28 protein-coding genes and 1 tRNA gene are annotated in these 26,385 nt (G+C 66.3%); 12 read left to right on the top strand and 17 right to left on the bottom strand.

Annotation, left to right across the window (positions count from 1 at the left end):
* Window positions 1-135: 135 nt before the first annotated feature.
* From ACWPV3_RS10650 to ACWPV3_RS10640, 3 genes are all read right to left on the bottom strand, one after another.
* Window positions 136-210, bottom strand: a tRNA-Glu gene (locus ACWPV3_RS10650).
* Window positions 211-307: 97 nt separating this feature from the next.
* The gene (recJ, locus tag ACWPV3_RS10645) at window positions 308-2,119 is read right to left on the bottom strand and encodes a single-stranded-DNA-specific exonuclease RecJ (RefSeq protein ID WP_453977847.1); all 1,812 of its coding nucleotides are present in this window, start codon (window positions 2,117-2,119) and stop codon (window positions 308-310) included.
* Between the two features lie 38 nt (window positions 2,120-2,157).
* On the bottom strand, window positions 2,158-2,607 hold the full coding sequence (locus ACWPV3_RS10640) for a hypothetical protein (RefSeq protein WP_453977846.1): 450 nt from the start codon (window positions 2,605-2,607) through the stop codon (window positions 2,158-2,160).
* 79 nt (window positions 2,608-2,686) lie between these two features.
* Here ACWPV3_RS10640 and phaC point away from each other — a divergent pair, with 79 nt between their 5' ends.
* Entirely contained in the window at window positions 2,687-4,624 is a 1,938-nt protein-coding gene (phaC, locus tag ACWPV3_RS10635) for a class I poly(R)-hydroxyalkanoic acid synthase (protein WP_453977845.1), read from the top strand.
* A complete protein-coding gene (locus ACWPV3_RS10630; protein ID WP_292087865.1) occupies window positions 4,621-4,998 on the top strand; it encodes a hypothetical protein in 378 nt (125 codons plus the stop codon). The genes phaC and ACWPV3_RS10630 overlap by 4 nt, the downstream gene beginning before the upstream one ends.
* 22 nt (window positions 4,999-5,020) lie before the next feature.
* Here the strand turns inward: ACWPV3_RS10630 and argC are convergent, their stop codons facing one another.
* From argC to ACWPV3_RS10610, 4 genes are all read right to left on the bottom strand, one after another.
* Entirely contained in the window at window positions 5,021-5,956 is a 936-nt protein-coding gene (argC, locus tag ACWPV3_RS10625; protein WP_453977844.1) for an N-acetyl-gamma-glutamyl-phosphate reductase, read from the bottom strand.
* Between the two features lie 86 nt (window positions 5,957-6,042).
* Window positions 6,043-6,534, bottom strand: a complete 492-nt coding sequence (gene rpsI, locus ACWPV3_RS10620; protein WP_292176579.1) for a 30S ribosomal protein S9 — start codon at window positions 6,532-6,534, stop codon at window positions 6,043-6,045.
* Window positions 6,535-6,536: 2 nt separating this feature from the next.
* The gene (gene rplM, locus ACWPV3_RS10615; protein WP_453978525.1) at window positions 6,537-7,010 is read right to left on the bottom strand and encodes a 50S ribosomal protein L13; all 474 of its coding nucleotides are present in this window, start codon (window positions 7,008-7,010) and stop codon (window positions 6,537-6,539) included.
* Between the two features lie 202 nt (window positions 7,011-7,212).
* Window positions 7,213-8,313, bottom strand: a complete 1,101-nt coding sequence (locus ACWPV3_RS10610; RefSeq protein WP_453977843.1) for a COX15/CtaA family protein — start codon at window positions 8,311-8,313, stop codon at window positions 7,213-7,215.
* A 148-nt stretch (window positions 8,314-8,461) separates the two neighbouring features.
* Here ACWPV3_RS10610 and ACWPV3_RS10605 point away from each other — a divergent pair, with 148 nt between their 5' ends.
* Both ACWPV3_RS10605 and ACWPV3_RS10600 read left to right on the top strand, forming a co-directional pair.
* Window positions 8,462-8,713, top strand: a complete 252-nt coding sequence (locus ACWPV3_RS10605) for a transglycosylase (protein ID WP_292176577.1) — start codon at window positions 8,462-8,464, stop codon at window positions 8,711-8,713.
* The gene (locus ACWPV3_RS10600; RefSeq protein WP_453977842.1) at window positions 8,713-8,907 is read left to right on the top strand and encodes a DUF2842 domain-containing protein; all 195 of its coding nucleotides are present in this window, start codon (window positions 8,713-8,715) and stop codon (window positions 8,905-8,907) included. The genes ACWPV3_RS10605 and ACWPV3_RS10600 overlap by 1 nt, the downstream gene beginning before the upstream one ends.
* Before the next feature lie 31 nt (window positions 8,908-8,938).
* Here the strand turns inward: ACWPV3_RS10600 and ACWPV3_RS10595 are convergent, their stop codons facing one another.
* Complete coding sequence (locus tag ACWPV3_RS10595) at window positions 8,939-9,670, bottom strand: hypothetical protein (RefSeq protein WP_453977841.1); 732 nt, start codon at window positions 9,668-9,670, stop codon at window positions 8,939-8,941.
* A gap of 110 nt (window positions 9,671-9,780) precedes the next feature.
* Between ACWPV3_RS10595 and ACWPV3_RS10590 the strand changes: the two genes are divergently transcribed.
* Together ACWPV3_RS10590 and ACWPV3_RS10585 are read left to right on the top strand one after the other, a co-directional pair.
* Window positions 9,781-10,386 (top strand): LOG family protein, encoded by a 606-nt coding sequence (locus ACWPV3_RS10590; RefSeq protein WP_453977840.1) that lies wholly within the window; start codon window positions 9,781-9,783, stop codon window positions 10,384-10,386.
* Between the two features lie 104 nt (window positions 10,387-10,490).
* Window positions 10,491-10,784 carry a CC_3452 family protein gene (locus ACWPV3_RS10585; protein ID WP_312735484.1) on the top strand — a complete coding sequence of 98 codons (294 nt, stop codon included), beginning with the start codon at window positions 10,491-10,493 and terminating at the stop codon, window positions 10,782-10,784.
* Between the two features lie 28 nt (window positions 10,785-10,812).
* On the opposite strand, the gene gltX is transcribed toward ACWPV3_RS10585, so the two are convergent.
* From gltX to ACWPV3_RS10570, 3 genes are all read right to left on the bottom strand, one after another.
* Complete coding sequence (gene gltX, locus ACWPV3_RS10580; RefSeq protein WP_453977839.1) at window positions 10,813-12,147, bottom strand: glutamate--tRNA ligase; 1,335 nt, start codon at window positions 12,145-12,147, stop codon at window positions 10,813-10,815.
* Window positions 12,148-12,224: 77 nt separating this feature from the next.
* Window positions 12,225-12,659: an RNA polymerase-binding protein DksA gene (gene dksA / locus ACWPV3_RS10575; RefSeq protein WP_292087855.1), complete on the bottom strand. Its 435-nt coding sequence runs from the start codon at window positions 12,657-12,659 to the stop codon at window positions 12,225-12,227.
* A gap of 178 nt (window positions 12,660-12,837) precedes the next feature.
* Entirely contained in the window at window positions 12,838-13,263 is a 426-nt protein-coding gene (locus tag ACWPV3_RS10570) for a flagellar assembly protein FliX (RefSeq protein ID WP_453977838.1), read from the bottom strand.
* 223 nt (window positions 13,264-13,486) lie between these two features.
* Between ACWPV3_RS10570 and ACWPV3_RS10565 the strand changes: the two genes are divergently transcribed.
* The 4 genes from ACWPV3_RS10565 to ACWPV3_RS10550 are packed head-to-tail and all read left to right on the top strand — an operon-like array spanning window position 13,487 to window position 16,931.
* Window positions 13,487-14,563 carry a flagellar basal body P-ring protein FlgI gene (locus tag ACWPV3_RS10565; RefSeq protein WP_453978524.1) on the top strand — a complete coding sequence of 359 codons (1,077 nt, stop codon included), beginning with the start codon at window positions 13,487-13,489 and terminating at the stop codon, window positions 14,561-14,563.
* Window positions 14,564-14,565: 2 nt separating this feature from the next.
* The gene (locus ACWPV3_RS10560) at window positions 14,566-14,877 is read left to right on the top strand and encodes a rod-binding protein (RefSeq protein WP_453977837.1); all 312 of its coding nucleotides are present in this window, start codon (window positions 14,566-14,568) and stop codon (window positions 14,875-14,877) included.
* Window positions 14,874-15,311 (top strand): flagellar basal-body protein FlbY, encoded by a 438-nt coding sequence (locus tag ACWPV3_RS10555; RefSeq protein ID WP_292087850.1) that lies wholly within the window; start codon window positions 14,874-14,876, stop codon window positions 15,309-15,311. Before ACWPV3_RS10560 ends, ACWPV3_RS10555 begins: the two co-directional genes overlap by 4 nt.
* 42 nt (window positions 15,312-15,353) lie before the next feature.
* On the top strand, window positions 15,354-16,931 hold the full coding sequence (locus ACWPV3_RS10550) for an EAL domain-containing protein (protein WP_453977836.1): 1,578 nt from the start codon (window positions 15,354-15,356) through the stop codon (window positions 16,929-16,931).
* A gap of 5 nt (window positions 16,932-16,936) precedes the next feature.
* Here ACWPV3_RS10550 and ACWPV3_RS10545 read toward each other — a convergent pair whose 3' ends face one another.
* Complete coding sequence (locus tag ACWPV3_RS10545; protein WP_453977835.1) at window positions 16,937-18,547, bottom strand: ABC-F family ATP-binding cassette domain-containing protein; 1,611 nt, start codon at window positions 18,545-18,547, stop codon at window positions 16,937-16,939.
* A 216-nt stretch (window positions 18,548-18,763) separates the two neighbouring features.
* Here ACWPV3_RS10545 and ACWPV3_RS10540 point away from each other — a divergent pair, with 216 nt between their 5' ends.
* Window positions 18,764-19,279: a group III truncated hemoglobin gene (locus ACWPV3_RS10540; protein WP_453977834.1), complete on the top strand. Its 516-nt coding sequence runs from the start codon at window positions 18,764-18,766 to the stop codon at window positions 19,277-19,279.
* Here ACWPV3_RS10540 and ACWPV3_RS10535 read toward each other — a convergent pair.
* On the bottom strand, window positions 19,222-19,686 hold the full coding sequence (locus ACWPV3_RS10535; protein WP_292087842.1) for a hypothetical protein: 465 nt from the start codon (window positions 19,684-19,686) through the stop codon (window positions 19,222-19,224). The two genes, ACWPV3_RS10540 and ACWPV3_RS10535, sit on opposite strands and share 58 nt — an antisense overlap.
* 189 nt (window positions 19,687-19,875) lie before the next feature.
* Here ACWPV3_RS10535 and uvrA point away from each other — a divergent pair, with 189 nt between their 5' ends.
* Window positions 19,876-22,821: an excinuclease ABC subunit UvrA gene (gene uvrA, locus ACWPV3_RS10530; RefSeq protein WP_453977833.1), complete on the top strand. Its 2,946-nt coding sequence runs from the start codon at window positions 19,876-19,878 to the stop codon at window positions 22,819-22,821.
* Here uvrA and ACWPV3_RS10525 read toward each other — a convergent pair.
* Genes ACWPV3_RS10525 through ACWPV3_RS10510 form a run of 4 tightly spaced genes read right to left on the bottom strand, consistent with a single transcriptional unit; the run spans window position 22,818 to window position 26,338 of the window.
* Window positions 22,818-23,765 (bottom strand): CPBP family intramembrane glutamic endopeptidase, encoded by a 948-nt coding sequence (locus tag ACWPV3_RS10525; RefSeq protein ID WP_453977832.1) that lies wholly within the window; start codon window positions 23,763-23,765, stop codon window positions 22,818-22,820. The two genes, uvrA and ACWPV3_RS10525, sit on opposite strands and share 4 nt — an antisense overlap.
* Before the next feature lie 22 nt (window positions 23,766-23,787).
* Window positions 23,788-24,600: a hypothetical protein gene (locus ACWPV3_RS10520; protein WP_453977831.1), complete on the bottom strand. Its 813-nt coding sequence runs from the start codon at window positions 24,598-24,600 to the stop codon at window positions 23,788-23,790.
* Window positions 24,601-24,630: 30 nt separating this feature from the next.
* Window positions 24,631-25,545 (bottom strand): hypothetical protein, encoded by a 915-nt coding sequence (locus ACWPV3_RS10515; RefSeq protein ID WP_453977830.1) that lies wholly within the window; start codon window positions 25,543-25,545, stop codon window positions 24,631-24,633.
* Entirely contained in the window at window positions 25,538-26,338 is an 801-nt protein-coding gene (locus tag ACWPV3_RS10510) for a hypothetical protein (protein ID WP_453977829.1), read from the bottom strand. Before ACWPV3_RS10510 ends, ACWPV3_RS10515 begins: the two co-directional genes overlap by 8 nt.
* Between the last annotated feature and the right edge of the window lie 47 nt (window positions 26,339-26,385).

Genomic DNA, 26,385 nt, shown 5'->3' with positions numbered 1-26,385 from the left:
TTATGGAAAGGAGAATTGCGCCAAATCGGGACAGATCGCGCAAAACGCGACGCCGGGACAACCAGGCTGGCGGTATGGCAGGAATGGGAGGAAAACGGTCAGGGGCCGGTCGGCGCGACCTGAAACCTCCGGCGCTGGCAGTCCCTAGGGGAATCGAACCCCTCTTTTCAGGTTGAAAACCTGACGTCCTAACCGATAGACGAAGGGACCGCTGCGCGGGAGAGCCGGCGATATAGCCGTGCCCTTTCGGGGGCGCAAGCTGCGATTTGGAGTTTTTTCGACCGGGAACGGATCGCGGCGCGGGCGCTCAGACCATGCGCGGATCGGCGACGTCCTCAATCTCGAACTGGACGCCGCGACGCCCGTTCCAGTCGTCGGCCTTCAGTCGGCCGGCGACGTTCAGCCCGCCCTGCCCCGACAGCAGGGCCTGACCGCCAAGCAGGTCCGCGCAGCGCCAGGCGATGGCCCGCACCGAAGCGCCGTCCGGCCCGACCAGACGACAACGGACATGGCCGCCGTTCATCTGCACAGGCTCTCGCGCCTGGACGCCGGACAGGGCGAAGATCGGTTCGGGATTGGCCGGGCCGAAGGGGGCCAACTGTTCGAACGCGTCGAAAAGGGCGCGGGTCGCCGCTGCGGGGTCGATCAAGGCGTCGATCTCCAACGCGTCCAGGGCCACGGCCTGCGCGCGCTCGTCGGCCAGGCGGGCGTTCAGGAAGGCGGTCAGTTCGGGAATCCGCTTCGCCTCCACCGCCAGGCCCGCCGCCATGGCGTGTCCGCCGCCGGCCAGCAGCACCTCGGCCTCCCAGGCGGCCTGGACCGCACGGCCCAGGTTCATGCCGGGTTGAGACCGCCCCGAACCCTTGCCCAGACCCGTCACGGGATCGAGGCCGATGACGACGACAGGCTTGCGCCAGCGTTCGCGCAGGCGCCCGGCCACGATGCCGACGACGCCCGGATGCCAGTCCTCGCCGGCGACCACCACGACGGCAGAATCGTCGGCATGAGCGCCCGTCGCCTCGACCTTGCGGACGGCGGATTCGGCGACGGCGCGTTCGACCTCGCGGCGCGACAGGTTCAGCCCGTCCAGTTCAAGCGCCAGAGCCTCGGCTTCTGCCGGGTCGTCGGTCGATAGAAGGCGGGCGCCCAGGTCCGAGCGGCCGATGCGTCCGCCCGCGTTGATGCGGGGGCCCAGGATGAAGCCGGCGTGATGGCTCTTGGCCGGACCGACCTCGCCCCCGGCTGCGGCCAGAAGGGCTCGCAGGCCGGGGTTGTTCCAGTCGCTCATGACCTTCAGGCCCAGGCCGGTCAGGGCGCGGTTGAAGCCGGTCAGCCCCGTCACGTCGCAGATGGCGCCCAGGGCCGCCAGATCCAGCCATTGGCGAATGTCAGGCTCCGGCCGATCCGCGAACAGGCCGCGCCGACGCCCCTCGCGGTTAAGGGCCGCCAGAAGCACGAACACCACGCCCGCCGCCGCCAGATTGCCCTGACCGGAATTGCAGCCGGGTCTGTTCGGATTGACGACGGCAAGGGCCTTGGGCGGCTCGGCGCGCATCAGGTGGTGGTCGATCACGACCACGTTCAGATCGATGGCGGCGGCGTGGGCCAGAGCTTCGTTGGCCGCCGCGCCGCAATCCACCGTCACGACCAGATCGGCGCCGCTTGCTTTCAGCGTATCGAAAGCCCTTGCGCTGGGGCCATAGCCTTCGGTCAGCCGGTCGGGCACATAGATGGGCAGTTCTGTCCCCATGGCGCGGAACCAGCGCACCAGCAGCGCCGCGCTGGAAGCCCCGTCCACGTCATAGTCGGCGAAGACATGGATCGACGCCCCTGCCTGAAGCGCGTCCAGAATGGCCTCGGCGGCGCGGTCCATGTCCATGAAGCTGGACGGGTCGGGGAACAGGCCGCGCAGGGTCGGCCTCAGGAAATCCGCCCCCTGGTCCGCCCCAACCCCGCGTGCGGCCAGCGCCCGCGCCAGCGGTTCTTCCAGACCCAGCGTCTGCATATGGGCGCGAATCGTCGCGGCGTCGGCCGGACGCTGCGCCCAGGCACGACCGGACAGCGAGCGGGCCACGCCCAGGAATGCGTTCAGGGTCTTTGCGCCGCCGTCGTCCGCCATCAGAGCATTGTCCCGGGATTCTCGCTTCCCGGCGAGTTTCATTGCGGGGGGCGGCGGTCGATCGGCGGCGGCGCCTTGGCCCGGTCGCGCAGGGATTGGGCGAAGGCGTCGATATCGGCCTGGCTCTGGATGGCGTCCGGCGAGACAGGAACGGCGCCGACCCGGGCGCGGGTTTCCGCCGCCAGGGCTTCGGGATCGCCCAAAGTCCAGTCGATTCCGGCGACCTGTCCTGACAGGGCCGTCCCCTGCCCTTCCAGGCCGGCGACATTGGCGGCGATCCGGCTGGCCGGCGGCAAGGCGTCGGGCGCGGCCGGGAAGTCGCTCCAGCTGGGATAATGGCGGTTCGCCGCGATCAGGGCTTCGATGCGCGGGGCCAGGGGCGAAGTCTGGTCGACCTTGGGCGCGAAGGCCGCCGCGCAGGCCGTCAAGGACGGCAGCAGGGCGACTGCGGCGACCAGACCCATCTTTTTGCAAAACTGCGCGTTCATTTCACGGCTGGTCTTATGCCATCATCACCTTCGGCGGAAGGGCGGATGAACCGGCCGACCGGATACGGAGGCGAACACCATGGCCAAGTCCAAGACGGATGCTCCCCAGCCCGAAAAGACGCCGCGCAAGGCCGGCCGCCCGACCTCGGCCAAATCCGCCAGCGCAAAGGCGAAGAAGAACAAGGGGGGCAAGGTGGAGGCGCCGCCCGTCGATCCTGTCGTCGAACCGTCGGCTGAAGAGTCCGTCGATCATGGTGTCCTGGGCGCCGAACAGGCGCAGATGATCGAAACCCTGTCGATGAACCTGGCCAAGGCCGCCATGCTGGCCCAGAGCGCCATCGCCGAGGCGGCGCTGAACCAGGCCGACCGCCCAGCCGCGCTTTCGGCCGACCCATTCAATGTCGCGCCGGCCATGACCTCGGTCATGACCAGCCTCGCCGCGCGCCCTGAAAAGCTGTTCCAGGCCCAGGCCGATCTGTTCAATCGCTATATGGGCCTGTGGTCCTCGGTCGCGACCCAGGCGGACGCACCGCCCGCCCCCGCCGACAAGCGGTTCAAGGACCCCGCCTGGTCCGAAAATCCGATGTTCGACATGATGCGGCGATCCTATCTGCTGACCTCGGACTGGATGAACGGTCTGGTCGCGGGTGTTGAAGGCGTCGATCCGGCGGTCAAGCGCCGCGCCCAGTTCTTCACCCGCCTGCTGACCGACGCCTTTTCCCCCGCCAACTTCCTGGCCTCCAATCCCGTGGCGCTGAAGGCGTTGGCCGAGACCAGCGGGGAGTCTCTGGTCAAGGGCATGCAGAACTTCGCCGCCGACATGGAGCGCGGAGGCGGCGCCCTGAGGATCAGCCAGGCCGACTACGGCAAGTTCACGGTCGGCGAAAACGTGGCGACGGCGCCGGGCCAGGTGGTGTGGCGCGACGAACTGTTCGAACTGATCCAGTACGCCCCCGCGACCGAGACCCAACATCAGATTCCACTGCTGATCTTCCCGCCGTGGATCAACAAATTCTACATCATGGACCTGCAACCGGCGAACTCGCTGATCCGCTGGCTGTCGGCGCAGGGGTTCACCGTTTTCGTCTGTTCCTGGGTGAACCCGGACCGCGACAAGGCCGATTTCGGCTTCGACGACTATCTGGAAAAGGGCATCTATCGCGCCGTCGACAAGACGCTGGAACAGGCCGGGACGAAGCAACTGAACGCCGTCGGCTACTGCATCGGCGGCACGCTTTTAGGCGCCGCCCTGGCCCATATGGCGGCCAAGGGCGACACGCGCATCGCCGCAGCCACCTTCTTCGCCGCCCAGCATGACTTCGCAGAGGCCGGCGATCTTCTGCTGTTCACCGACGAACACTGGATCGCCGAGATCGAACGTCAGATGGATGCGGCCGGCGGCGTCCTGCCTGGCGCGGCGATGGCCGAGACCTTCAACGCCCTGCGGTCCAACGACCTTATCTGGTCCTTCTTCGTCAGCAACTATCTTCTGGGCAAGGATCCGCCGGCCTTCGACCTGCTGTTCTGGAACGCCGACCAGACGCGGATGCCCAAGGCCCTGCACCTGGCCTATCTGCGCCAGATGTATGGGGCGAACGCCCTGGCCGAGGGCGAGTTCGAGATCGGCGGCGTGACCGCCGATCTGTCGAAGGTGACGATCCCGCTGTACTTCCAGGCCAGCCGCGAAGACCATATCGCCCCGATGAACTCGGTCTATCGATCGGCCCGGCTGTTCGGGGGCGACGTGACCTACACCCTGGCGGGGTCGGGCCATATCGCGGGCGTGATCAACGCCCCGGCGGCCAACAAGTACCAGCACTGGACCAACGCCGCCCTGCCCGAGACCTTGGCCGAATGGCAGGCCGGGGCGGTCGAACACAAGGGCAGCTGGTGGCCGCATTGGGCGGCGTGGCTGAGCGAGCGTTCCGGCAAGGCTGTTCCCGCTCGCGATCCCGCCAAGGGCCCGCTAAAGCCCATCGAGCCGGCGCCCGGCAGCTATGTGAAAGTGAAGTCTTGAGTCGTCTGGAACCGAACGCCCTTCTTGCCCTCAGCACCGGCGTCGCCCTGGCGCTGCTGCTGATGACCGCCAGCCTGTTCGGCGAGCCGGGCAATACGGCGAAATATCTGATTTCGGCCGTGATCTGCGCCGGCGGTTTCATCCTGTTGAACGGCCGTGTGGCGCAGATGATGAAACGGCCGGCTGTCGAGCCGATGGTCCGGCGCGACGCGCCGGGCACCGCCGTCTGGGCCGGACTGTTCCCGCTGATCGTGATCGGCATGGGCTGCGCGCCGGTCTTCTTTCCCGGCCACGACTATGGGCTGCTGGTGATCATTGCGGCCGTGATCTTCGGCCTGACCGTCGATTCGGCGATCCGGGCGCGCCGGGCCTGAGCCGGACGACAAGCGCGGCGGCTCAGGTCAGGCCGGTCGCTTCGTCCAGACCCAGCATGATGTTGAGGTTCTGCACGGCCGCGCCCGAGGCGCCCTTGCCCAGATTGTCCAGCAGGGCGACCAGACGCGCCTGATCCCCGCCTCGGTCGCCGAAAACGTGCAGGCGCAGGCGGTTGGTGCCGTTCAGGGCTTCGGGTTCGATGCCCGTCATCGCCTCGGTCGCTTCCAGGTCCGCGACCTCGACGAACCGCTGGCCCTCATAGGCCTCGACCAGGGCGCCGTGCAGCCGCTCGACCGAGGGCGTTTCCGGCAATGCGGACAGATGCAGCGGAACTTCGACCAGCATGCCCTGGCGATAGTTTCCGACGGCCGGCGCGAACAGAACGGGGCGCGCCAAGCCTGCGTGTTTCGTCATCTCCGGCACATGTTTGTGCTTCAGCGACAGGCCATAGGCGCGATAGGCGGTGGATGCGCCGGGCGTTTCGAACTCGGCGATCATCGTCTTTCCGCCGCCGGAATAGCCCGACACCGCGTTGACCGTGACGGGCCAGTCGGCCGGCACCAGCCCGGCCTTCACCAGCGGCCGCATCAGGGCGATGAAGCCGGTCGGGTAGCAGCCGGGATTCGACACCCGCGTCGATGCGGTGATCGCCGCGCGCTGGTCAGCGTCCATCTCGGCGAACCCATAGGTCCAGTCCGCATCGACCCGATAGGCCGTCGAGGCGTCGATCACCCGCACCGACGGATTGTCGATCATCGCCACCGCCTCGCGAGAGGCGTCGTCGGGCAGGCACAGGATCACGGCGTCGGCCGCGTTCAGCGCCTGTCGCCTGGCTTCCACGTCGCGCCGCCGGTCTCCCAGCAGCATCAGTTCCAGATCGCCGCGCGCCTCCAGCCGCTCGCGAATCTCCAGACCCGTGGTCCCGGCCTCGCCGTCGATGAAGATGGTGTGGGTCATGCGATCGATCCGTCAGGATGTCAGCCAAAGAAAAAGGCGCTCCGGGTTTCCCCGAAGCGCCCTTGTATCCCACTCGCGGTTGCGAGTTAGCGCTTCGAGAACTGGAAGCTGCGGCGAGCCTTGGCGCGGCCGTACTTCTTGCGTTCGACGACGCGGCTGTCACGGGTCAGGAAGCCGTGCGGCTTCAGGACCTTGCGCAGTTCCGGCTCATAGTGCGTCAGGGCGTGCGACAGGCCGTGGCGGATGGCCCCGGCCTGGCCCGACAGGCCCGAGCCTTCGACGGTGCAGACGACGTCATACTGGGTGGCGCGGTCGGCGACGTTCAGCGGCTGGGCCACCATCATCTGCAGCACCGGACGGGCGAAATAGGCGGCCACGTCCTTGCCATTCACGGTGATCTTGCCCGAGCCGGCCTTCACCCACACGCGGGCGATGGCGTTCTTGCGCTTGCCGGTCGAATAGGCGCGGCCCTGGGCGTCCAGCTTCTGGACATAGACGGGGGCGTCGTTCTCGGCCGAGGCGGTCAGGCCCTTCAGGGCGTCGAAGCCGGTGGCGGTTTCGTTGGTCACGTCGGTCATGCTCAGACGCTCCGGGTGTTCTTGGGCGACGCCGACTTGAAGTCGATCGTTTCCGGTTGCTGGGCTTCGTGATCGTGCTGGCTGCCGGCGAACAGGCGCAGATGCGTCATCTGCTTGCGGGCCAGGGGGCTTTCCTTGGGCAGCATGCGTTCGACGGCCTTTTCGAGCACGCGCTCGGGGAAGCGACCGCCCAAGACCTTCTCGGGGGTGGTTTCCTTGATGCCGCCCGGGTGGCCCGTGTGGCGATAGTAGATCTTGTCGGTGTTCTTCTTGCCGGTGAACACCACCTTGTCCACGTTGGTGACGACGACATAGTCGCCGCAATCGACGTGCGGGGTGTAGTCGCCGCGGTGCTTGCCGCGCAGACGGTTGGCGATGAAGGTCGCGAGCCGGCCCACCACGACGCCTTCGGCGTCGATGTGGATCCACTTCTTCTCGACCTCGGCCGGCTTCAACGAAGCCGTAGTGCTCTTCAGCATGAGGGGGTTCCTGGAGACGAAAATCGGTTCCGGCTCCCGAGGGAACCGAAGGAAGGCGCGCTGATACAGGACGCCCGCCGTGTCGTCAATGCGAGAAAGATGCTCCAATTTCCCATACTGTATTGAATATAATAGCTTTTATAATAACGGTATTAAAATACCCGATCATCGGTCGTGGATCCGGGCGCGACCTTCGCCGTCAGCGGCCCATGGAACGCGGTCCGGACATGAAGATGCGGGGCTGAGCCCGCAGCACCAGCCACAGATTGATCGTCGCGACCGCCAGGACCACGGCGGCGCCCGCCTGATGCAAGACGCCCAGCCACACCGGCACGGCGTTGATCAAGGTGACGACGCCCAGCAGGGCCTGAATCCAAACCACGCCCGCCAGGGTGAAAGCGCCCAGGCCCATGCCCTCGGCCACGCGCCAGCGCCAGGCCTGGAAGGCGTAGATGCTGACGGCGATCAGAAGCCCATAGGCGACCAGCCGATGATTGAACTGGGTCAGGGCCTGATCATGCAGCAAGGCGCCGGCGCCCAGGCTCCAATCCGCCGGAGGCAGGACGTCGCCGTTCATCAGCGGCCAGTCAGTATAGACCAGCCCGGCATGGCCGCCGGCGACTAGGGCGCCCAGCAGGCATTGCACGAAGACCAGGCCGACCAGGAGCGCCGCGCCCCGCGCCCAACCGGACGGCGGCCGGCCGTGATCCTCGCCGTTCCAGGCCTCCAGCCCGGTCCAGATCAGGGCGGCGAAAAGCACGAAGGCCAGGCCCAGGTGCGTGGCCAGCCGTTCGGGCGCGACGCTGACCCGCTCGGACAGGCCGCTGGACACCATCCACCAGCCGATCAGACCCTGCAGACCGCCCAGCGCCAGCAGAAGGACGCAGCGCCAGATCAGACGGTCCGGCATGGCCCACTGACGAAAGATCGATCTGGGCGGGGCGGCCCGACACAGCAGAAAGACGACCAGCGGCAGGCCGAAGACCAGGCCGACCAGGCGACCGATCAGGCGGTGCAGCCATTCCCACCAGAAGATTCCCTGGAACTCGCCCAGAGTCATGCCGACGTTGACCTGGGCGTACTGGGGAATCTGTTTGTACTTGTCGAAAGCCTCGGCCCACTGGGCGTCGTTCAGCGGCGGGATCGCCCCCATGATGGGCTTCCATTCGGTGATCGACAGGCCCGAGCCTGTCAGGCGCGTCACGCCGCCCACCACCACCATCAAAAAGACCAGCGCCGCCGTGGCGAACAGCCACGCGGCGACGGCGCGGTTGCGATCAGGATTTCCGAAACGGTTCATTCGACGCCCGACGTTGACCCGGATATGCTGTCGCGCTCGACCATGACCAAATCGCGACCCCGGCGGTATGCCCGCCTCTGCGGTCGAGATCGAGTCGGATTGAGCGAACAACGTCACGCCGTCGTTGACGCAGGACAGGGAGATCAGGGTGCAATACGCCGAAATCGTCGTCGCCGTCGCAGGCGGCGTCCTGCTGGCCTGGATCGCGGATCTGGCGACCGGACGGCGCGGATTCGGGGGTACGGCCCTGGTGTCCGGCGTCGGCCTGGTCTGCGGCTGGTTCCTGGCGGTGCGCGTGTTTGCAGTCAGCGCCATGACCGACTGGTTGTGGACCGTGTGGGCCCTGGCCGGCTCGGCGATCTGTCTGGTCGCCTTCTTCCTGTTCCGGAGCAAGCGTTGATGCCGCCCCGCGCACGGCGGTTCGTGGCCGCCATCGGGGTCTTGGCTTTTCTGGTACTTTGGGTCTGGGGGCTGATCGCCTTACGCGGCGCCCTGCCCGCCTCGGCCTGGATCGACTTTCTATTTTTCGGAATCGGCGGCACGGCCTGGGGCCTGCCGCTCATCCCACTGCTGAAATGGGCCGAGCGCGGCTGAATGACGGGCGTGAAGGCGACAAGGCTGCCGTCTAGGGCTGAATGTCCGGCAGCCACGTCGTTTGGCGACCTTGGGGAGCGATCGGCAAGGTTAGTTTCCAACCCGCGCCAGCCCGCTCCACTGAAAAGCTTGCGCCGCCGCCCATGTCCGGGAGGGTGAAGACACGACCTCCGACGTCGACACTCTGCGCCCCCGAATCGGCGGACAGGGCGCGCCACTGCTCGCCGCCGACCGACGACACGCGGGCCTTCGCGCCGTCGATAGACACCGTCGGAGGTCCGTTGGGGGCATGCCCCGACGCCGCCAAGGTCTTGCCGTCGAAATCGACGGCGTCCAACACGCCATGCGCGTCGAGCCGAACCGTCGGCTGCCCAGCCGCGACCAGGGCGACCGGCCCCGCGCCGCCCCGGATCACCACAAGAGTTTCGGGTGAGACCGCGGCGTCCTCGCCGACCTGCACTTCCGGCCGCAACAGCACGTCGCCGTCCAGCGGAGGCAGGCGCAATTCGAATCGTCCCGCAGCATCCGCCGTCGCGGCGACCGCCGCGCCGTCTGCACCGCGCAGCACCACGCGCGCGCCAGGACCCGCCGCGCCCCGCACCAGGATGGCGCCGCCGTCGCGCCTCAGCCCGTCGATGTGCGGCGGCTGGACCCAGGCGGAAGGTTTGGGAGCGTCGTCGTTGCTCGTCGCGCGCCGTCGATCATCCGAGCAGGCGGCGATGGTCAGGCCTACGGCCATCACGACGATGATCTGGCGTTTCATCCTGCGCCTCGACGATATAGGACTGGCGACCCAGCGTTCGGGAATCTGTTAGCCCGACCGCCGCCGGTTTGACCATGTCGGATCGTGCGATTGCTTAGGTTCGAGGCCCCATGTCCCTGTCCCCCCTTGCCATTCAGCCGTTCGACGGCAAGTCCGTCTGCCTGTTCTGCGGCTCGTCCGACCGGTCCGATCCGGCCTATACAACAGCAGCCCAGGCGTTCGGCGCACAGACGGCGGCGGCGGGGTGGCGGCTGGTCTATGGCGGCGGCGGCGTGGGACTGATGGGCGCTTCGGCGCGAGCCGCCCACGCGGCCGGCGGCCGGGTGCTGGGCGTCATGCCCGGCTTTCTGCGCAGCCGCGAACGCCTGTTCGACGATGTAGAGACTTTGGTGGTCACGTCCATGCATGAACGAAAGACCATCATGTATGACGAATCGGACGCCTTCGTGGTCGCGCCCGGCGGCGTCGGCACCTTGGAAGAGGTCATCGAGGTGCTATCCTGGAAACGGCTGGATTTGCACCACAAGCCGGTGATCTTCCTCAATATCAATGGGTTCTGGGATACTCTTCTGGCTGCGATCGAAACCGGCATCGAACAGAAGATGACCCCCGAGACCTTCCGCGAAGCCTATAGTGTCGTGAACACGGTCGAAGAGGCCATCGCCTTGATGCAAGAGGCGGACGATATGCCTCAGTTGCAACATGATCTGCGGTAAGTGATCACTGCTAACAAATAGCACGTCGGCGTATTGACAGTTTTTATACGAAACTGACATTGGAGCGACGGCGTGACGCCGTTCTTCAATTTCGGAGACTTTCAATGCGCGCCCTGCTCCTCGCCGCGGCCCTGTTCGCCGCCGCTCCCGCCGTCGCCCAGGCCCCTGCCGCCACCAGCCTGACGCTGGCGGACGCCGCCAAGGCGCCGAGCCGCCCCACCATTATCGACGGCGCGCGCTGGTCGTGCGAGGGCGCGACCTGCACCGCCTCGGGCGGCACGGAACAACCAGCGACGCGCGCCTGCCGTCGGGTCGTGGCCAAGTTCGGCGCCGTGACCGCCTTTTCCTACAAGGGCGTGCAGCTGAGCGCCGAAGACCTGGCGGTCTGCAACGCCTGATAGGTCGAGGCGGCCGGCCTGCGGTCCGTCAGGCCGCCTCCCCTCGCAACCGTCGCTGGATCGCGTCGCGTCCGATCAGCGGCGCCAGGGCCGCCATGTCCGGCCCATGCGGCTGTCCGGTCAAGGCCAGGCGCAACGGCATGAACAGCGCCTTGCCCTTTGCGCCGGTCTCAGCCTTCACGGCGTTGGTCCAGGCCGACCAGGCGTTCTCGTCGATCACGTCCGGCAACAGGCGCAGCGCCGCCTCGGCGAAGGTCGCGTCCTCGATCACCGGCTGGATCGGCCCCTTCACGATGCGGGCCATGTCAGCCACGTCGGCGAAGGTGTTCAGATTGCCCCGCACCGCCGTCCAGAAGCCCGCTCCCAGATCAGCGTCCAACGCCTGTAGGCGCGGCTGGGCCGTCGCATAGTCCATCTCATGTAGCGCCTGGGCGTTCAGACGATCCAGATCGGCGGTATCATAACGCGCCGGCGAACGGCCCATCTTGGAAAAGGCGAAGCTGTCCCCCAGAGCCTGGATCGACGGTGCGACTTCCAGATTGTCCGAGGTGCCGATCTTGCCCAGGTGGCTGGTGATGGCGATGGGCTCATACCCCTGATCGCGCATGTCGCTGATCGACAGAGACCCCAGACGCTTGGACAGGGCGGCGCCGTCGGCGCCGACCAGCAGCGGCATGTGGGCGAAGCCGGGAACCGCCGCGCCCAGCGCCTCGAAAATCTCGATCTGGGCGCCGGTGTTGGTGACGTGGTCCTCGCCCCGGATGATGTGGGTGATGGCCATGTCGATGTCGTCCACGACCGACGGCAAGGTGTAGAGGAACAGGCCGTCCTCGCGGATCAGGACCGGGTCGGACATGGAGGCGGTGTCGACCTCGGCATGGCCGCGCGCCAGGTCTTCCCAGGCGACGCGCTTGCCCTCCAGCTTGAAACGCCAATGCGGGCGACGGCCTTCGGCCTCATAGGCGGCCTTCTGTTCGTCGGTCAGGTCCAGCGCGGCGCGGTCGTAGATCGGCGGCAGGCCGCGCGACAGCTGCACCTTGCGACGACGATCCAGTTCCTCGGCGGTCTCATAGGCGGGATAGAGCCGGCCCGACGCCTTCAGCCGCTCGGCGGCCTCTTCATACCTGTCGAAGCGTTTGGACTGATTGTAGCGTTCGTCCCAGGTCAGACCCAACCAGGTCAGGTCGTCCTCGATCCCCTGTTCGAACTCGGGGGTGGAGCGCGCCACGTCGGTGTCGTCGATGCGCAGCACGAAAGATCCGCCCTGCCCTTTCGCGAACAGCCAGTTCACCAGCGCGGTGCGGACATTGCCGACGTGCAGCCTACCCGTCGGCGACGGGGCGAAACGAACCTTGACGGACATGGGGATCAGGACCTTGAAAGCGAGGCGGCTAGGTCGCGCCGCAACCCCACGAAGTCAAGACGTCCGGCCGCCAAACCTCAGTCGTCGCGGTGGACGCGCTCACGCCGCTCGTGGCGTTCCTGCGCCTCGACCGACAAGGTCGCGGTGGGACGAGCCTCAAGACGACCCAGGCTGATGGGTTCGCCAGTGTCTTCGCAGTAGCCGTAGGAGCCGTCCTCGATTCGTCGCAGGGCGTCGTCGATCTTGGAGATCAGCTTGCGCTGTCGGTCGCGGGTGCGCAGTTCCAGCGCCCGATCCGATTCCGACGTGGCGCGATCGACCAGGTCGGGATGGTTTTCGGTTTCGGCCTTCAGATTGACGACCGTCCCCTTGGACTCGCGAAGGATATCGTCCTTCCAGTCCAGCAGCTTCTTCTTGAAATAGGCAAGCTGCCGTTCATTCATGAACGGCTCATCGTCGGACGGCCGATAAGGACCGGTTTCGTCGGACACAACGGACGCCAAAGCGTTCATCGCACTCACGCTCTCTAAGCACGCCCCCTCTGGCGTAGAGGCCGTATAGTCACCGGGACGAGTCGCGGCAACGTGGTTCTCGATTCCGTGATCGCGCGCCGCAAAAGCCGCGACAAGGCGTGACATTTCGCCCTCAGTCGAACGGCCTAGCTCTACTGATTCATATGGATTTTTTGTGTCAGCGTTCGCTGCGGCGCAACTCGGCCTTGGCCATTTCGACCGCCGCTCGGAGATCGATCTGGTCCAGCAAGGCGCTCAACCCGGGATCATCATTCTGCGGACGTTCCTCGCGCATGACGCGTCCGAGCCGATCCATCACGCCCTCGTCCGGTTCACCGGACAACAGGGCCAGTTTCAATTCGTCCAGTCGATCCAAAAGTCCGCCGCCACGCTTGATCGCCCGTCGACGGCGCTCCAACGGGCCCTCCACGCCCTGCAGCGCCATCAGGGCCGAAACGTCGGCCAAGCCCGCGCTAGCCGATGTCGCCGCTGCGGCAGTCGATCCGGGCGTCGCCGCCGTCTGGTTCAACGAGAAGCCGGACGCGCTGCGGGCCGATTTGCCGGCCGAAGGCGCGCTGGGGGCGCCTGTCCCTGTGACCTTCATTGCCGAATGCTCCAGCTCATGGGTCGATGAATGGGCGACGGCGGTGACGTTTTGGTTAACGGCTGGGCAGAAAGTGCCGGTCAGCAATCGGCAGCGAAGCGTCGGAATGCACGAATTCAATCGGTTAGCCCACGGCACGATCCTCGCACCGCGTATGGCGCAACGCCGCGAGGACGACCGACCGATGCAGAATTTGCTTGCCCGCCTGATAGCTCCGATCGCCATGATCGGCGCCTTGAGCGTCGCCGCCACCCCCGCATTGGCGCAATCGCGCATCAAGGACATCGCTTCGGTCGAGGGCGTACGTGGCAACCAGTTGGTCGGCTACGGCATGGTCATGGGCTTGAACGGCACCGGCGACAGTCTGCGCAACTGCCCCTTCACCCGCCAGTCTTTGGAAGGCATGACCGAGCGACTGGGGGTCAATATTCGCGGCGCCAACGCCAATACTAAGAACATGGCCGCCGTCATGGTGACAGCCGAACTTCCCGCCTTCGCCACCTCGGGGTCCAAGATCGACGTCAACGTCTCGTCCATGTGCGACGCCAAGAGCCTGCTGGGCGGTTCACTGGTCGTCACCAGCCTGCAGGGCGCCGACGGACAGGTCTACGCCGTGGCGCAAGGCTCCATCCAGACCGGCGCGGTCTCGGCTTCGGGCGGGTCCGGGTCTTCCGTCACGCGCGGCGTGCCGACCGCGGGCCGTATCGCCTCGGGCGCTCTGGTCGAGCGTGAAACCGGGTTCGAGATGGCGAACATGAACGAAGTGCGCCTGAACCTGCGCAATCCGGATTTCACCACGGCCCAGCGCGTCGCTGCCGCCGTCAACTCGGCCTATCCCGGCTCGGCCCTGGCCGAGAACGGCACGGTGGTTGCGCTGCGCGCGCCCGCCCACCTGGGCATGGCCGGCTTCATCAGTCGCGTCGAGAACCTGCCCGTCACCGTCGATACCCCCGCCAAGGTCATCATCGACGAGGTCAACGGCGTGATCGTCATGGGCGACGCCGTCCGCGTCTCTCGGGTCGCCATCGCCCAGGGCAATCTGACCATATCGGTCGATGAACAGCCGCTGGTCAGTCAACCCGCCCCGTTCAGCCGTGGTCAGACGGCGGTTGTTCCCAGCAGTCAGGTCAACGTCGAGGAAGACCTGGGCACCCAGATGCGGATCGTGGGCGGGGGCAACAGTCTGTCGACCCTGGTCAACGGTCTGAACACCCTGGGGGTCAGCCCCCGCGACATGATCAGCATCCTGCAAGCCATCAAGGCCGCCGGCGCCCTGCAGGCCGACATCGAGGTGATGTGAGCATGACCGACCTGACGACTTCCCCCGACCTGCTTCGTCCGACGCCGGGGCTCGCGGTCGCCGCGCCCGGCGCCTCGTCTCGGAAGATCAAGGAAATCGCCGACGCCTTCGAGGCCTCCTTCCTGTCGCAGATGCTGAAGCCGATGTTCGAGGGGCTGTCGACCGACGGTCTGTTCGGCGGCGGCCAGGGCGAGGCGACCTGGCGCAGCTTTCTTCTGGACGAAATCGCCAAGAAGACGGTGGCCGCCGGCGGCGTCGGCCTGTCCAGCACCGTCATGGGCGAAATGTTGAAGATGCAGGAGCACGGGCAATGAGCGACGCCGATCTGGCCCAGGCGCGCGTCCGTCAACTGACCGCTCTGACCAGGACGCTGACCCAGCGCCTGTCATCGGAGATGACCGCCTTTCAGGAAGGCCGTCCGCAGGACGTCGCCCACGGCCTGGCGGCGACGCAGGAGATGGCCAATCTCTATCGCCGCGACACTGCGCATGTGAAGGCCAATCCGACGCTGCTCGCGGCCGCGCCCACCGAGGATCGCAGGGATCTGATGGAGGCGACGGAGATATTCGACGGTGTTCTAGCGCGTCATGCGCTGGCCGTCGAAGCCGCCCGGACGATTTCCGAAGGACTGGTCCGCACCATCGCCCAGGAAGTCACAGCGACCCGGACGCCCGCCTCGGCCTACGCTTCCGATGGCCGGGCCGCGCAAGGCGACGGACGCGCCGTGGCCCTGAATCGCATGGCCTAGGACGTTGCCTGTTTTTTAAGCGCTGTGGTGCAAGGTGACGGGATGTCGCTAACCGTCCGCCTCCTGGGTCTGGCTTTTGCTTCGGCCGACGCCCTCATCGAGATCGACGCCCAGGGCGTGGTGGCGTTCGCCATGGGCGCCGGCGCGGTCGGCGGTCAGGACGCTGGCGCGCTTTGGACCGGAAAGCCCTTCGCCGATATTTTCCACGAAGGGGCGTCAGCCCTCGCGACGATCCGGAAGACCGGATCGGGCGTCCGCACAGAGGCCATCGCGGTGCTGGTGAAGGCCGGACCGGACCGGGTTCGGCGCGCTTCCATCAGGGCCTTCGCCCTTCCGCAGTTGGCGCCCGCCCTGTCCTGCGCCCTGTCTTATGAAGGTCCGGCCTTCCAGGCGGCCGATCTGGAGGCGGCTCCTCTGGTCGACGCCGACACCTTCATGGCCGACGCGGCGCGCGTACTGGAGACCGACCCGGCGATCTCGCTCGCCTTCGTGGACGTGCGCGGCCTTGGCGATCTGTCCGGAGACGTTTCGGCGCGCATGAACCGTCGTATCGAGGCGACGCTGCAGTCGACTTCCGTATCCGGCTCGGCCGCCGCCCAACTGACGCAGGAGCGTTTCGCAATCCTGCGCGCCGCCTACGACGGTCGTGACATCGCCGCCGAAATCATCGAGGCCGCCCGCGCCGAAGGCCTGACCCTGGCGGCCCAATCGTTCGAGTCGCCGGTGCCGCAAGGCTCCGACAAACTCTGCATCCTGCGCGCCATGCGTTTCGCCATCGAAGGCTGCCTGAAGGACGATGGACTGGCCAATCCGCAGATCGCCTTCTCGGATTCGCTGAACCGCACGCTCCGGGACGCCGAGACTTTCCGAAACGTGGTGAAGACCCGCGAATTCCAGGTTCACTACCAGCCGATCGTGCAGCTCTCGTCGCGCGCCGTGCACCATTTCGAGGCCCTGGCCCGGTTCGGGTCCAACGGCGGTCCCGCAGGCGCCATCCGCATGGCCGAAGAATTGGACCTGATCGAATCCTTCGACCTCGCCGTGGCGGAGAAGGTGCTGAAACGCATGCGCCAGCCGGGCGCCGGTCTTCTCAAGATGGCGATCAACGTCTCCGGGTCCTCGCTAGGCGACGACGCCTATGTGGAGAACCTGCTGCGGATGACGGCAGGCGCCCCGGAAGAGCGGCGACGGTTGATTGTCGAAGTGACCGAAACCTCGGCGCTGGCCGACATCGAGGCCGCCGACCGCCGCCTGGCCGGCCTGCGCGAGACCGGCATCAAGGTCTGTATCGACGACTTCGGCGCGGGGGCGGCCTCTTTCGATTATCTGCGCAAGCTGTCGGTCGATGCGGTCAAGATCGACGGCGCCATCGTCAAGGACGTCGAAACCGACGAGCGCGCCACAGCAATGCTTCGCAGCATCGTCGAACTGTGCCGCTCGATGAAGTTGGAGACGATCGCCGAGATGATCGAGACCGACGGCGTCGCCAACACGCTGAAGGGCCTCGGCGTGGACTATGGCCAGGGCTGGCTGTTCGGCAAGGCCGAGGCCGAGCCGCGAACGCAACTCGCCACCTTCTCCCCCACTCGCAGGCGCGGGACGGTCGAGGCCTGGGGCTGAAGCGGCTAAAGCGCGATCGTGCGTGTCACGCCGATGGCCCGCAAAAAGTCCGGGTCATGGCTGACGAGGACCAACGCCCCGTCGTAGTCCCGCAGCGCCGTCTCCAGCGCCGCAACCGCATCGAGATCCAGATGGTTGGTGGGTTCGTCCAGGAGCATGAGCATCGGCGGGGTCGCTCCGGTCATCACGCAGGCCAGGGCCGCACGCAACCGTTCTCCGCCGGATAAGGCGCCGACCCGTCGATGCGCCGCACTATTGCGGAACAGGAAACGCGCCAAGGCCGCCTGGGCGTCATGCTCGGCGCCAGCCGGGTTGAGCCGTAACCAGGCCTCCAACACCGTCTCGTTGGCTCTCAGCAACGTCGTTTCCTGGTCCAGATAGGCGGCCGGAACCGGTCGTTCTATCCGTCCCGAAGTGGGTTCCAGTTCGCCGGCGATCAGACGCAGCAGGGTGGTTTTTCCCGTCCCATTGGCCCCCGTGACGGCCAGCCGTTCCGGGCCGACGATACGGAGCGTCAGCGGGCCGACGAGGGTGCGCCCTTGCGACGTGCGCCAGGACACGGCGTCCAGCGCCAGAACCGTGCGCCCCGAAACGAGCCTGCTGGACGGCGTCTGAAAGGACAGGGATCGTGTACGCTCCACCCGTTCCCGCGCGACGGATAGGGCGGCCGCGGCGGCCTGCGTCTTGCGCCCGGCCAACAGGCTGTTGGCGGCTCCGGTGTTTTCGGCGCGCTCGGCTCGAGCGCCCAGGAGGATTTTCGGCAGGCCGCCTTTCGCCGCCTTGCGCCGCCCCGCCGCATCGCGTCGCGCCTTGCTCTCCAGCCGCCGCTGGGCGTCGGCGCCGGCGCGCGCAGCGTCCTTTTCCGCCACGATCAGCCCTCGCTCGGCCGCTTCGCGCTGAACTGCCTTCCTTTCGGCGTAGAGATCGTAGTTTCCGCCGTAGACCTCGACGCCGAGGCTCGAGATTTCGACGATCCGGTCCATGCGGCGCAGCAGTTCGCGGTCATGGCTGACGACCACGGCCCCACCGCGCCATCGACCCAGGATCTCGGCGACCAATGTGCGCGCCTCACGGTCCAGATGATTGGTGGGCTCGTCCAGAAGGATCATGTCCGGCCCGTCGAGCAACAGCCGCCCCAGCCGCACCCGCGTCTGCTCGCCCCCGCTGAGGCCGATCATCGGTCGTTTCAGGTCGACGCCGGCAAGCTTGACCGCCTCCAGAACGTCGGCGACACGGGCTTCCAGGGTCCAATCGACGACATCCATGTCCTCGATGGCGCCCTGACCGGAAACCACACGATCGACGAGCTCCAGGGCCCGCTCGACCCCAAGCGCGCCGGCCACGGTCTCTTCGGGCGCAGGATCGTACCGCTGTTCCAACACGCCGATGCGCCCGACGCGCGCCACCGTCCCTTCGGACGGCAGCGATGCGCCTGAGATGAGGCGCAGCAGGGTGCTTTTGCCCACGCCGTTTCGGCCGACGACGCCGGTTCTTTCGGCGCCGAAGGCGAGAGTCAGATTGTCGAAAAGCGCGGAGCCGTCAGGCGTCCGGGCGGCGACGTCGGTCAGCGTCACGAACGCGGATACGGACGCGCTTGGGCTTGGGTTGATTGGCATGGAGGATCGCAAGCAGCATGGCGGAAAGGGCGAAACCAGTTCCCAGCGCGCTGATCATGATCGTCTAGCCTCCAAGTTGAAGCGTGGTCCTAGAGTGAATGATGGGTCTTAACCCTGATCCGCGCAACCCCGAACCCACGCATTGACGAACACGGCCGCGTGACATGGGCGATCCGTCCAATGGCGTTTGTCGGTTTCAGAGACTACGGAAGAAGCATGGAAAGTCGGTTTCATCTTGCCCGATCGACCGACGCAACGGCGCGGCGTCAGGCCGCCGTGGAACAGGTACGGCGGGAAACGGGCATCGACGAAGCGATGATCGACGCCCTGGTCGAAGGCTTCTACGCCCGAGTGCGCGAAGACGGTCTGATCGGTCCCATCTTCGCCGACCGCATCACGGACTGGGGACCGCATCTGGCCCAGATGAAGCTGTTCTGGTCTTCCGTCGCTCTATCGACCGGCGTCTATCAGGGCCGACCCATGCCCAAACACCTGCCCCTGCCCATCGACGCGCGCCATTTCGACCGCTGGCTCGAAATCTTTGAGGCGACGACGCGCGATCTGTGCCCGCCTCTGGCGGCCGACCACTTCATGGAACGCGCGCGTCGCATCGCCGAAAGCCTGGAACTGGGCGTCGCCAACGCCAACGGCGTGTTGCTGGGCAAGGGCGAACGTTATTGCGGCGTGTTCGAGGGTTGGGCGCCCGATGCGGAAGAGCCCGCCGGGGCCTGAGCGGCGGGCGCAGCGCCAGTAATCGTCACGTTGACATTGAAGCCGAAGACCTTCCAGCCGTCGCCTTCCTTGACGAAATTGGTCTGCACATGCGCCACGCGATCAGGATAGGCGTAGTCCTGCTGCACGACGTAGAAGCGTCCTTCAGTGCTGGCCACGCTCTGAAAGCCCACGACCTTGGGTTCAGGAACCGGCGCATTTCCAATCAGGTTCCGCAGCATGGGAAGCTGAGCCCGGACCGTATCGGGCGGGTTCTTGGCCGACATACGCCCGATCACGGCAGAGTCGTTCGATGTGGCCAAATCCCGATACAAGGCCTGCGCCTCCGCGTTCAGCGCCGGGTCAGACTTGGGAAGGTTCGCATTGAAGGTGCACGCCGCCAAAGCCCAAACGACCGCCAGCGCCAACAAGCCTCTAAGGTTCATCCAGTTGTCTCCTCCCCCAGTCGCCGACAGGGTACCAGCCGCATAGCTTTGCGCAACCGCGGCCCTTGGTTACAATGTTCGCACATTGTTCTTGCTGAATCGCGCAAATTGATCCCCATATAGCGTCGTCGCGCCGGAGCCGTCCGGCCCCTCCCCGCGTTGCCGGAAAGCATGACCGAAAAGCACAACTTCATCCGCGTTCGCGGCGCCCGCGAGCATAATCTCAAGGGCGTGGACCTGGATATCCCGCGCGAGCAACTGGTGGTGATGACCGGCCTGTCGGGGTCGGGCAAATCCTCGCTGGCGTTCGACACCATCTATGCCGAGGGCCAGCGTCGCTATGTCGAGAGTCTGTCGGCCTATGCGCGCCAGTTCCTGGAGCTGATGGGCAAGCCGGACGTGGACCTGATCGAGGGTCTGTCCCCGGCCATCTCCATCGAACAGAAGACCACGTCCAAGAACCCGCGTTCGACCGTCGGCACGGTGACGGAGATTCACGACTATATGCGCCTGTTGTGGGCGCGGGTGGGCGTGCCCTATTCACCCGCGACCGGCCTGCCCATCGAGAGCCAGACCATCAGCCAGATGGTCGACAAGCTGACCGCCCTGCCCGACGGCGAGCGCATCCTGCTGCTGGCCCCCGTCGTGCGCGGCCGCAAGGGCGAATACCGGAAAGAGATCGCCGAGTGGCAGCGTCAGGGCTTCCAGCGCCTGAAGATCGACGGGCAGTTCTATCCCATCGACGAAGCCCCGACGCTGGACAAGAAGTTCAAGCACGACATCGACATCGTGGTGGACCGGATCGTCACCAAGCCGGATCAGGAAGGCCGCTACGCCGACAGTCTTCAGACCGCGCTGGGCCTGGCCGACGGTCTGGCGACGGCGGAATGGGCGTCCACGAACGAGGGCGAGACCGCGCCCCGCACCCTGGTCTTTTCCGAACGTTTCGCCTGTCCGGTGTCCGGCTTCACCATCGCCGAGATCGAGCCGCGTCTGTTCTCGTTCAACAATCCGTTCGGCGCCTGTCCTGTGTGCGACGGTCTGGGGGTCAAACTGGCCTTCGACGCCGATCTGGTGATCCCGGACCGGGACAAGACCCTGCACGGCGGGGCGGTCGCGCCCTGGGCGCGCGGGCCCTCGCCGCTCTACACCCAGACGCTGCAGTCGCTGAGCCTCCACTACGGCTTCTCGATGGACAAGCCGTGGCGCGACCTGCCCGCCCAGGCGCACAAGGCCATCCTGCACGGCACGGGGTCCGAGAAGATCAAATTCGTCTATGACGACAACGCCCGCAAATACGAGGTGTCCAAGCCGTTCGAGGGCGTGCTGCCGAACCTGGAACGCCGCTGGCGCGAGACCGACAGCGCCTGGGTGCGCGAGGAATTGGCTCGCTATCAATCCGAGACGCCGTGCGACGCCTGCCACGGCAAGCGGCTGAAGCCCGAGGCCCTGGCGGTCAAGGTCGGGGGCGAGGACATCGCCGACATCTCCACCCTGTCGATCTCCAGGGCCTATCTGTGGTTCTCGACGCTGGAAGAGAGCCTGTCCGAGAAACAGATGGAGATCGCCCGGCGCATTCTGAAGGAAATCTGCGACCGGCTGCGCTTCCTGAACAATGTCGGCCTGGACTATCTGAACCTGTCGCGGTCGTCCGGCACCCTGTCGGGCGGCGAGAGCCAGCGCATCCGTCTGGCGTCGCAGATCGGTTCGGGCCTGACCGGCGTTCTCTATGTGCTGGACGAACCCTCCATCGGCCTGCACCAGCGCGACAACACCCGTCTGCTGGAAAGCCTGAAAGGGCTTCGCGACCTGGGCAACTCCGTTCTGGTAGTCGAGCATGACGAAGAAGCCATACTGACCGCCGACTATGTCATCGACATGGGACCGGCGGCGGGCGTTCACGGCGGCACGGTCTGCGCCGAGGGCACCCCGGCCGAGGTCATGGCCAATCCCAACTCCCTGACCGGCAAATATCTGACCGGCGCGCGCGAGATTGAGATTCCGCCCGAGGGCCGCCGTCCGATCAACCGCAAGCGGATGCTGAAGATTTCGGGCGCCAGCGGCAATAATCTGAAGAGCGTGACGGGCGAAATCCCGGTCGGCGTCTTCACCTGCATCACCGGCGTGTCGGGCGGCGGCAAGTCGACCTTCACCATCGAGACCCTGTACAAGGCCGCCGCGCGCCGCCTGAACAATGCGTCCGAGGCCCCCGCCCCCTTCGACCGGATCGAGGGGCTGGAGCATTTCGACAAGGTCATCGACATCGACCAGTCGCCCATCGGCCGCACCCCGCGTTCGAACCCCGCCACCTACACCGGCGCCTTCGGCCCCATCCGCGACTGGTATGCGGGCCTGCCGGAATCCAAGGCGCGCGGCTATGGCCCCGGCCGGTTCAGCTTCAACGTCAAGGGCGGGCGCTGCGAGGCGTGCCAGGGCGACGGCGTCATCAAGATCGAGATGCACTTCCTACCCGACGTCTATGTCACCTGCGACGTCTGCAAGGGCAAACGCTACAATCGCGAGACGCTGGAGATCGTGTTCAAGGGCAAGTCCATCAGTGACGTGCTGGACATGACGGTCGAAGAGGCGGCGACCTTCTTCAAGGCCGTGCCGCCGATCCGCGACAAGATGCTGACGCTGGAGCGGGTGGGTCTGGGCTACGTCAAGGTGGGCCAACCCGCCACCACCCTGTCGGGCGGCGAGGCCCAGCGGGTCAAACTGTCCAAGGAGCTGTCGAAACGCGCCACGGGCCGCACGCTCTACATCCTCGACGAGCCGACCACCGGCCTGCATTTCGAGGATACGAGGAAGCTGCTTGAGGTGCTTCAGGAACTGGTCGAGACGGGCAACACCATCGTGGTGATCGAGCACAATCTCGACGTCATCAAGGTCGCCGACTATCTGCTGGACTTCGGCCCCGAAGGCGGCGACGGCGGCGGCGAGATCGTCGCGGTCGGCACGCCCGAACAGGTCGCCGCCAACACCGCAAGTTGGACCGGCAAATACCTGAAAGAAGTGCTGGACCGGCACGAGGAACGCCGCAGGGCCCGCGTCGCAGCCTTGGGTGAAGGCGTTGCGACCAACCCGCCTCGGAAAAAGGCGAAGGCCCCGGCTTAGGCTGGGGCCGTTTCCAAAGCGGCGGGCTTCGTCACGCCGTAGTCCTTGCTCCGCCAACGCAAGGCCAGAACAGCCGAGGCGACCAGCAGGACGACGGTCGTCACCACGCTGCCCTCGGGACCGAAGGCGGCGCCGGTGATCCACCAGGGGACTTCGGTTCGCGTGGCCAAGTCGACGATCAGGGGCTTGGTCTCGACCACCTGGCCAGACACCTCCAGGCCGAAACCCAGGCCCAGCAGCCAGTTCCAGGCGGCGTGCCAGCCGCAAACACCCCAGAGCGAGCCCTCGCGCGCGGCGTAGAGGCCGATCATGACGCCGAACAGCGCCACATTGGCGACGCCCACCGCCAGTTCCGGCGACGGCTTGATGTTCGCGGCGTGCAGCAGGCCGAACAGGGCCGAGCTAAGCCCAATTCCCCAGGCCAGGCCGTGTCGTGACGCGATGACCTGCATCAGCCACCCACGCGTCAGGATTTCCTCCGTCGAACCCTGGATGACGAAGCCCAGCAGGAGAACCAGGATCGGCCACAAGGCGACCAGAGGGGCTGGCGTCGAAAACGCCCCGCCCGCCTCGATCCTGTAGCCGCCGAGAGCGGCGATCCCTCCCACCACGACCAGGAGGAACGCCAGACCGACGCCATAACCCCGCGCAAAGCGTTTGAGCGCGTGGCCATTGAAACCGATGGTCCGAAGGTTGCGACGCTCGAACAGCGTCACCCAGCCGACGACGATCAAGGCGGTCGCCGCGAAGCCGAACAGGCTGAAGGCCGTGCCCGCCCAACCGAAAGACTGGCCGTTCATTGCCAGGAAGCCCAGCATCAGCCCGGGCACGGCGGTAAGCGTCTGCCCCAGGATGATGAAGACCACGGCCAGAACCAGGGCTGCGGCTGTCCAGGTCCGCCGATGCCGTGGCGTCCGCGGCGCGTAGAGTTCGATTCCGGCCAATGTCCTGTCCTTTGCGGCGCGCCTAGGCGCGTGTGTCCAACTGCTGCACGATCGAGGCGAACGGCGCCCACATCAGCACCGAGACCAGGGCCGTGCCCAATCCCATCAGGAGCAGCAGCAACACGCCCGGAATCGCCGCCATGGCCCCGCCCATCGTCAGGGCGGCGTAGAGCGGCCATCCGACCAGGACCAGAAGCAACAGAACCAGCAGGGTCATTGCGAGGCTGAGAAAGAAGACGCCCAGCACGGGCCAAAAAACCTTGGCCGTCATTCGCCAGCTATCGCGGAACGGCAGGCCCTTGCGTCGTAAGACCAGCGGCGCGGTCAGCATCAGCCGAACCGAAATCCAGGTCGTGAACACGAACACCGCCGCATTGACCACGAAGGCCGCAGGGACGCCGCCGACCTGTTTCGACAAGGTGACAGCCGCCTCGCCGCCAAGATTCAGCACGATCGAAAGAACGCCCAGGACAGCGACGACGGCCAGCGTCCTCAGTTCAACCTTGCCGAGCTGAAGATAGCCGATCCGCTTCGCCTGAGGCGCATAGACCGCACGATAGACGGCCGGGGCCAGAATGGCCTGAAGCGCCAGCAAGACCGGCAGAACCGCGAGCATGCCCAAGGACAGGGCGCTTACCGCGCTGGGCGACAGAGCCGCGACATCGCCCTGAGCGGCCTCGATCTCCGACGCATAGGGCATGGTCATCGGCCCCAGGATCATCACCGCGACGATCAGGCCGACCAGCCAAAGCCCCGCCCAGACGAGAACCGACAGCGGGTTCTGACGCGTGACGCGAAACCCCTCGAACGCCGCTTCGGTGGCGGAAAAACTCATGACGGGCTCCCGTTCAGATTTGCGCTCATCCTAGAGGATCGCCGGGGCCGCGTCGTGCGGCGCGCCGTCCAGCAGTTCCCGGCAGGCCGCCGCGAAGGGCGCGCTGAGCAAGGTGATAACGGCGCCGTAGACGAAGGAACCAGGAAGCAGGACAAAGGCCGCCACGCCCCAAAGAACCGCGGGCGAAGGAAACAACTCGCCCAGGGTCGTGGCGTCCTGAGCGTCCGCCAGCACCGCGAAGGCGCCGCCGAAGAACAGGGCGGCGATCACCACGAAGGCCAGGACGAAATAGACCAGCATATAGATCAGCCAGGTGCAGGCCAGCAGACCGAACAGCCGCATCAAGCGCCCCTTGCCCAAGTCCCAGCCCTCACGGAAGGCGAAACGTTGCAGCAGGACAGTCGCCGGCGCGATCATCGACACACGCGCCATGGCCAGGGCGACGCCCGCGATCATGACCACGAACAACACGCCCCCGACGGCCAGGGCCGCCGTCGGGCTGGCCTGCCAGATCAGGGCGGAGACGATGGCCGCGACGATGACGAAGGCCATGACGGCGACATAGGCACCGGCGAACAGGGCCAGTCCCACGACCGCCAGGCGGACCTCGTCCATCCCGGCGCGCAGAAAGAAATAACGCTCCGGCCGGCCGATGCGGAAGGTGGCGCGCATGGTGGCGGCCCAGACCATCACGCCCAATACGACCTGACCGACGTTCAGCAGCATGGAGACGCCCTGCATCGCCACCACCCGTCCCATGACCTGGGGCGAAGGCTCGGCGTCCGGCGACAGCGGAATGTCTGCCAAGGCGCCGAAGACCAGCATCATCATCGCCATCACGAATCCGACGATCAGAATCCCCCAGACGAAGACCGCCAGCGGATGGCGCCGGATCACACGCAAGGGCGCTCGCAAAGCCTCGGCGATCGAAAAGGTCTCAACCATGCGGGAATCCTTGAAGCGTTCCAGGTTCGATACGCCGATAGACGGCGCCGAGGTAGGCCATCGTCAGCGGCCCCTGCAGACCGATCAACACCACGACCCAGACCATCCACCCCGCCGCTCCGGGCAAAAGGCCCGCACCCGTCAGGATCAGCAGCCCGACCTTGGGCGCGGCGGTCACGATCAGGCCAGCCAGAAAGGGCAGAAAGATCCCGCGCGTCAGCGCCATGCTGTTCAGCGAAATCATATGACCGCGCGCCACGGTGGCCGGCGCGAACAGCAAAAGCCGTGCGGTCAGGGCGACGATGGCGAAGATGCAAAAGGCCGTCATGACGGCCAGAAGACCAAGTTTCCAGGCTGGGCCGACCCGGCTCCAGTCCCCCAGTCGAATGGCCTCGGCGTCCAGCCCCGCGCCGCCGAAAAGCGCCAGCAGCAGAAGAGCCGCGACCGACAGGACCATGGCCAGGAACACCGAACACAGCAGGCCGGCTCCGAACAGGCGGGCCTCGACCTTGGTCAGTTGCAGGCCCGTCCGCCCCAGGCCCAGGCGTCTCGCATGGGCGGCGTCGGCGCTGGTCGCCACGCGCGCCAGGGCGCCGATCAGGACCAGCGTGGCGACGATGGCGGCGCCGGTCCAAATCCAGGCGGAAACGCCGTGCACGGCGAACGGCTGCGCGCCCCAAACCAGGACGCCCAGCAGAATCGCGCCCCAGGCCTCGTTCCAGCTCCGTCGAAGTCCGACCGCCGTCATCCGCAAGGCCTCGCCCAGGCCCAACCGTTTTCGCCGCTCCGTCAAACCGTCCGCTCCCAAGACCGGCGGCGGATATAGCAGTGGACCATGAC

It is taken from the genome of Brevundimonas sp. Marseille-Q4549, assembly GCF_976940555.1.
The sequence above is the reverse complement of the archived record's forward strand: the minus strand, read 5'-3'. Positions and strand labels throughout refer to the sequence as shown.

Bases quoted from the DNA above. Each gene is read 5' to 3' on its own strand.
- ACWPV3_RS10545 (WP_453977835.1), bottom strand. From the start codon at position 18,547: ATGCCAATCAACCCAAGCCCAAGCGCGTCCGTATCCGCGTTCGTGACG.
- ACWPV3_RS10565 (WP_453978524.1), top strand. From the start codon at position 13,487: ATGATCGGCGCCTTGAGCGTCGCCGCCACCCCCGCATTGGCGCAATCG.
- ACWPV3_RS10515 (WP_453977830.1), bottom strand. From the start codon at position 25,545: ATGGTTGAGACCTTTTCGATCGCCGAGGCTTTGCGAGCGCCCTTGCGT.
- ACWPV3_RS10560 (WP_453977837.1), top strand. From the start codon at position 14,566: ATGACCGACCTGACGACTTCCCCCGACCTGCTTCGTCCGACGCCGGGG.
- ACWPV3_RS10555 (WP_292087850.1), top strand. From the start codon at position 14,874: ATGAGCGACGCCGATCTGGCCCAGGCGCGCGTCCGTCAACTGACCGCT.
- ACWPV3_RS10640 (WP_453977846.1), bottom strand. From the start codon at position 2,607: ATGAACGCGCAGTTTTGCAAAAAGATGGGTCTGGTCGCCGCAGTCGCC.
- ACWPV3_RS10540 (WP_453977834.1), top strand. From the start codon at position 18,764: ATGGAAAGTCGGTTTCATCTTGCCCGATCGACCGACGCAACGGCGCGG.
- ACWPV3_RS10520 (WP_453977831.1), bottom strand. From the start codon at position 24,600: ATGAGTTTTTCCGCCACCGAAGCGGCGTTCGAGGGGTTTCGCGTCACG.
- ACWPV3_RS10550 (WP_453977836.1), top strand. From the start codon at position 15,354: ATGTCGCTAACCGTCCGCCTCCTGGGTCTGGCTTTTGCTTCGGCCGAC.
- uvrA (WP_453977833.1), top strand. From the start codon at position 19,876: ATGACCGAAAAGCACAACTTCATCCGCGTTCGCGGCGCCCGCGAGCAT.
- ACWPV3_RS10595 (WP_453977841.1), bottom strand. From the start codon at position 9,670: ATGAAACGCCAGATCATCGTCGTGATGGCCGTAGGCCTGACCATCGCC.
- ACWPV3_RS10600 (WP_453977842.1), top strand. From the start codon at position 8,713: ATGCCGCCCCGCGCACGGCGGTTCGTGGCCGCCATCGGGGTCTTGGCT.
- ACWPV3_RS10610 (WP_453977843.1), bottom strand. From the start codon at position 8,313: ATGAACCGTTTCGGAAATCCTGATCGCAACCGCGCCGTCGCCGCGTGG.
- ACWPV3_RS10570 (WP_453977838.1), bottom strand. From the start codon at position 13,263: ATGAAGGTCACAGGGACAGGCGCCCCCAGCGCGCCTTCGGCCGGCAAA.
- ACWPV3_RS10585 (WP_312735484.1), top strand. From the start codon at position 10,491: ATGCGCGCCCTGCTCCTCGCCGCGGCCCTGTTCGCCGCCGCTCCCGCC.
- phaC (WP_453977845.1), top strand. From the start codon at position 2,687: ATGGCCAAGTCCAAGACGGATGCTCCCCAGCCCGAAAAGACGCCGCGC.
- dksA (WP_292087855.1), bottom strand. From the start codon at position 12,659: ATGAACGCTTTGGCGTCCGTTGTGTCCGACGAAACCGGTCCTTATCGG.
- argC (WP_453977844.1), bottom strand. From the start codon at position 5,956: ATGACCCACACCATCTTCATCGACGGCGAGGCCGGGACCACGGGTCTG.
- recJ (WP_453977847.1), bottom strand. From the start codon at position 2,119: ATGGCGGACGACGGCGGCGCAAAGACCCTGAACGCATTCCTGGGCGTG.
- gltX (WP_453977839.1), bottom strand. From the start codon at position 12,147: ATGTCCGTCAAGGTTCGTTTCGCCCCGTCGCCGACGGGTAGGCTGCAC.
- rpsI (WP_292176579.1), bottom strand. From the start codon at position 6,534: ATGACCGACGTGACCAACGAAACCGCCACCGGCTTCGACGCCCTGAAG.
- ACWPV3_RS10590 (WP_453977840.1), top strand. From the start codon at position 9,781: ATGTCCCTGTCCCCCCTTGCCATTCAGCCGTTCGACGGCAAGTCCGTC.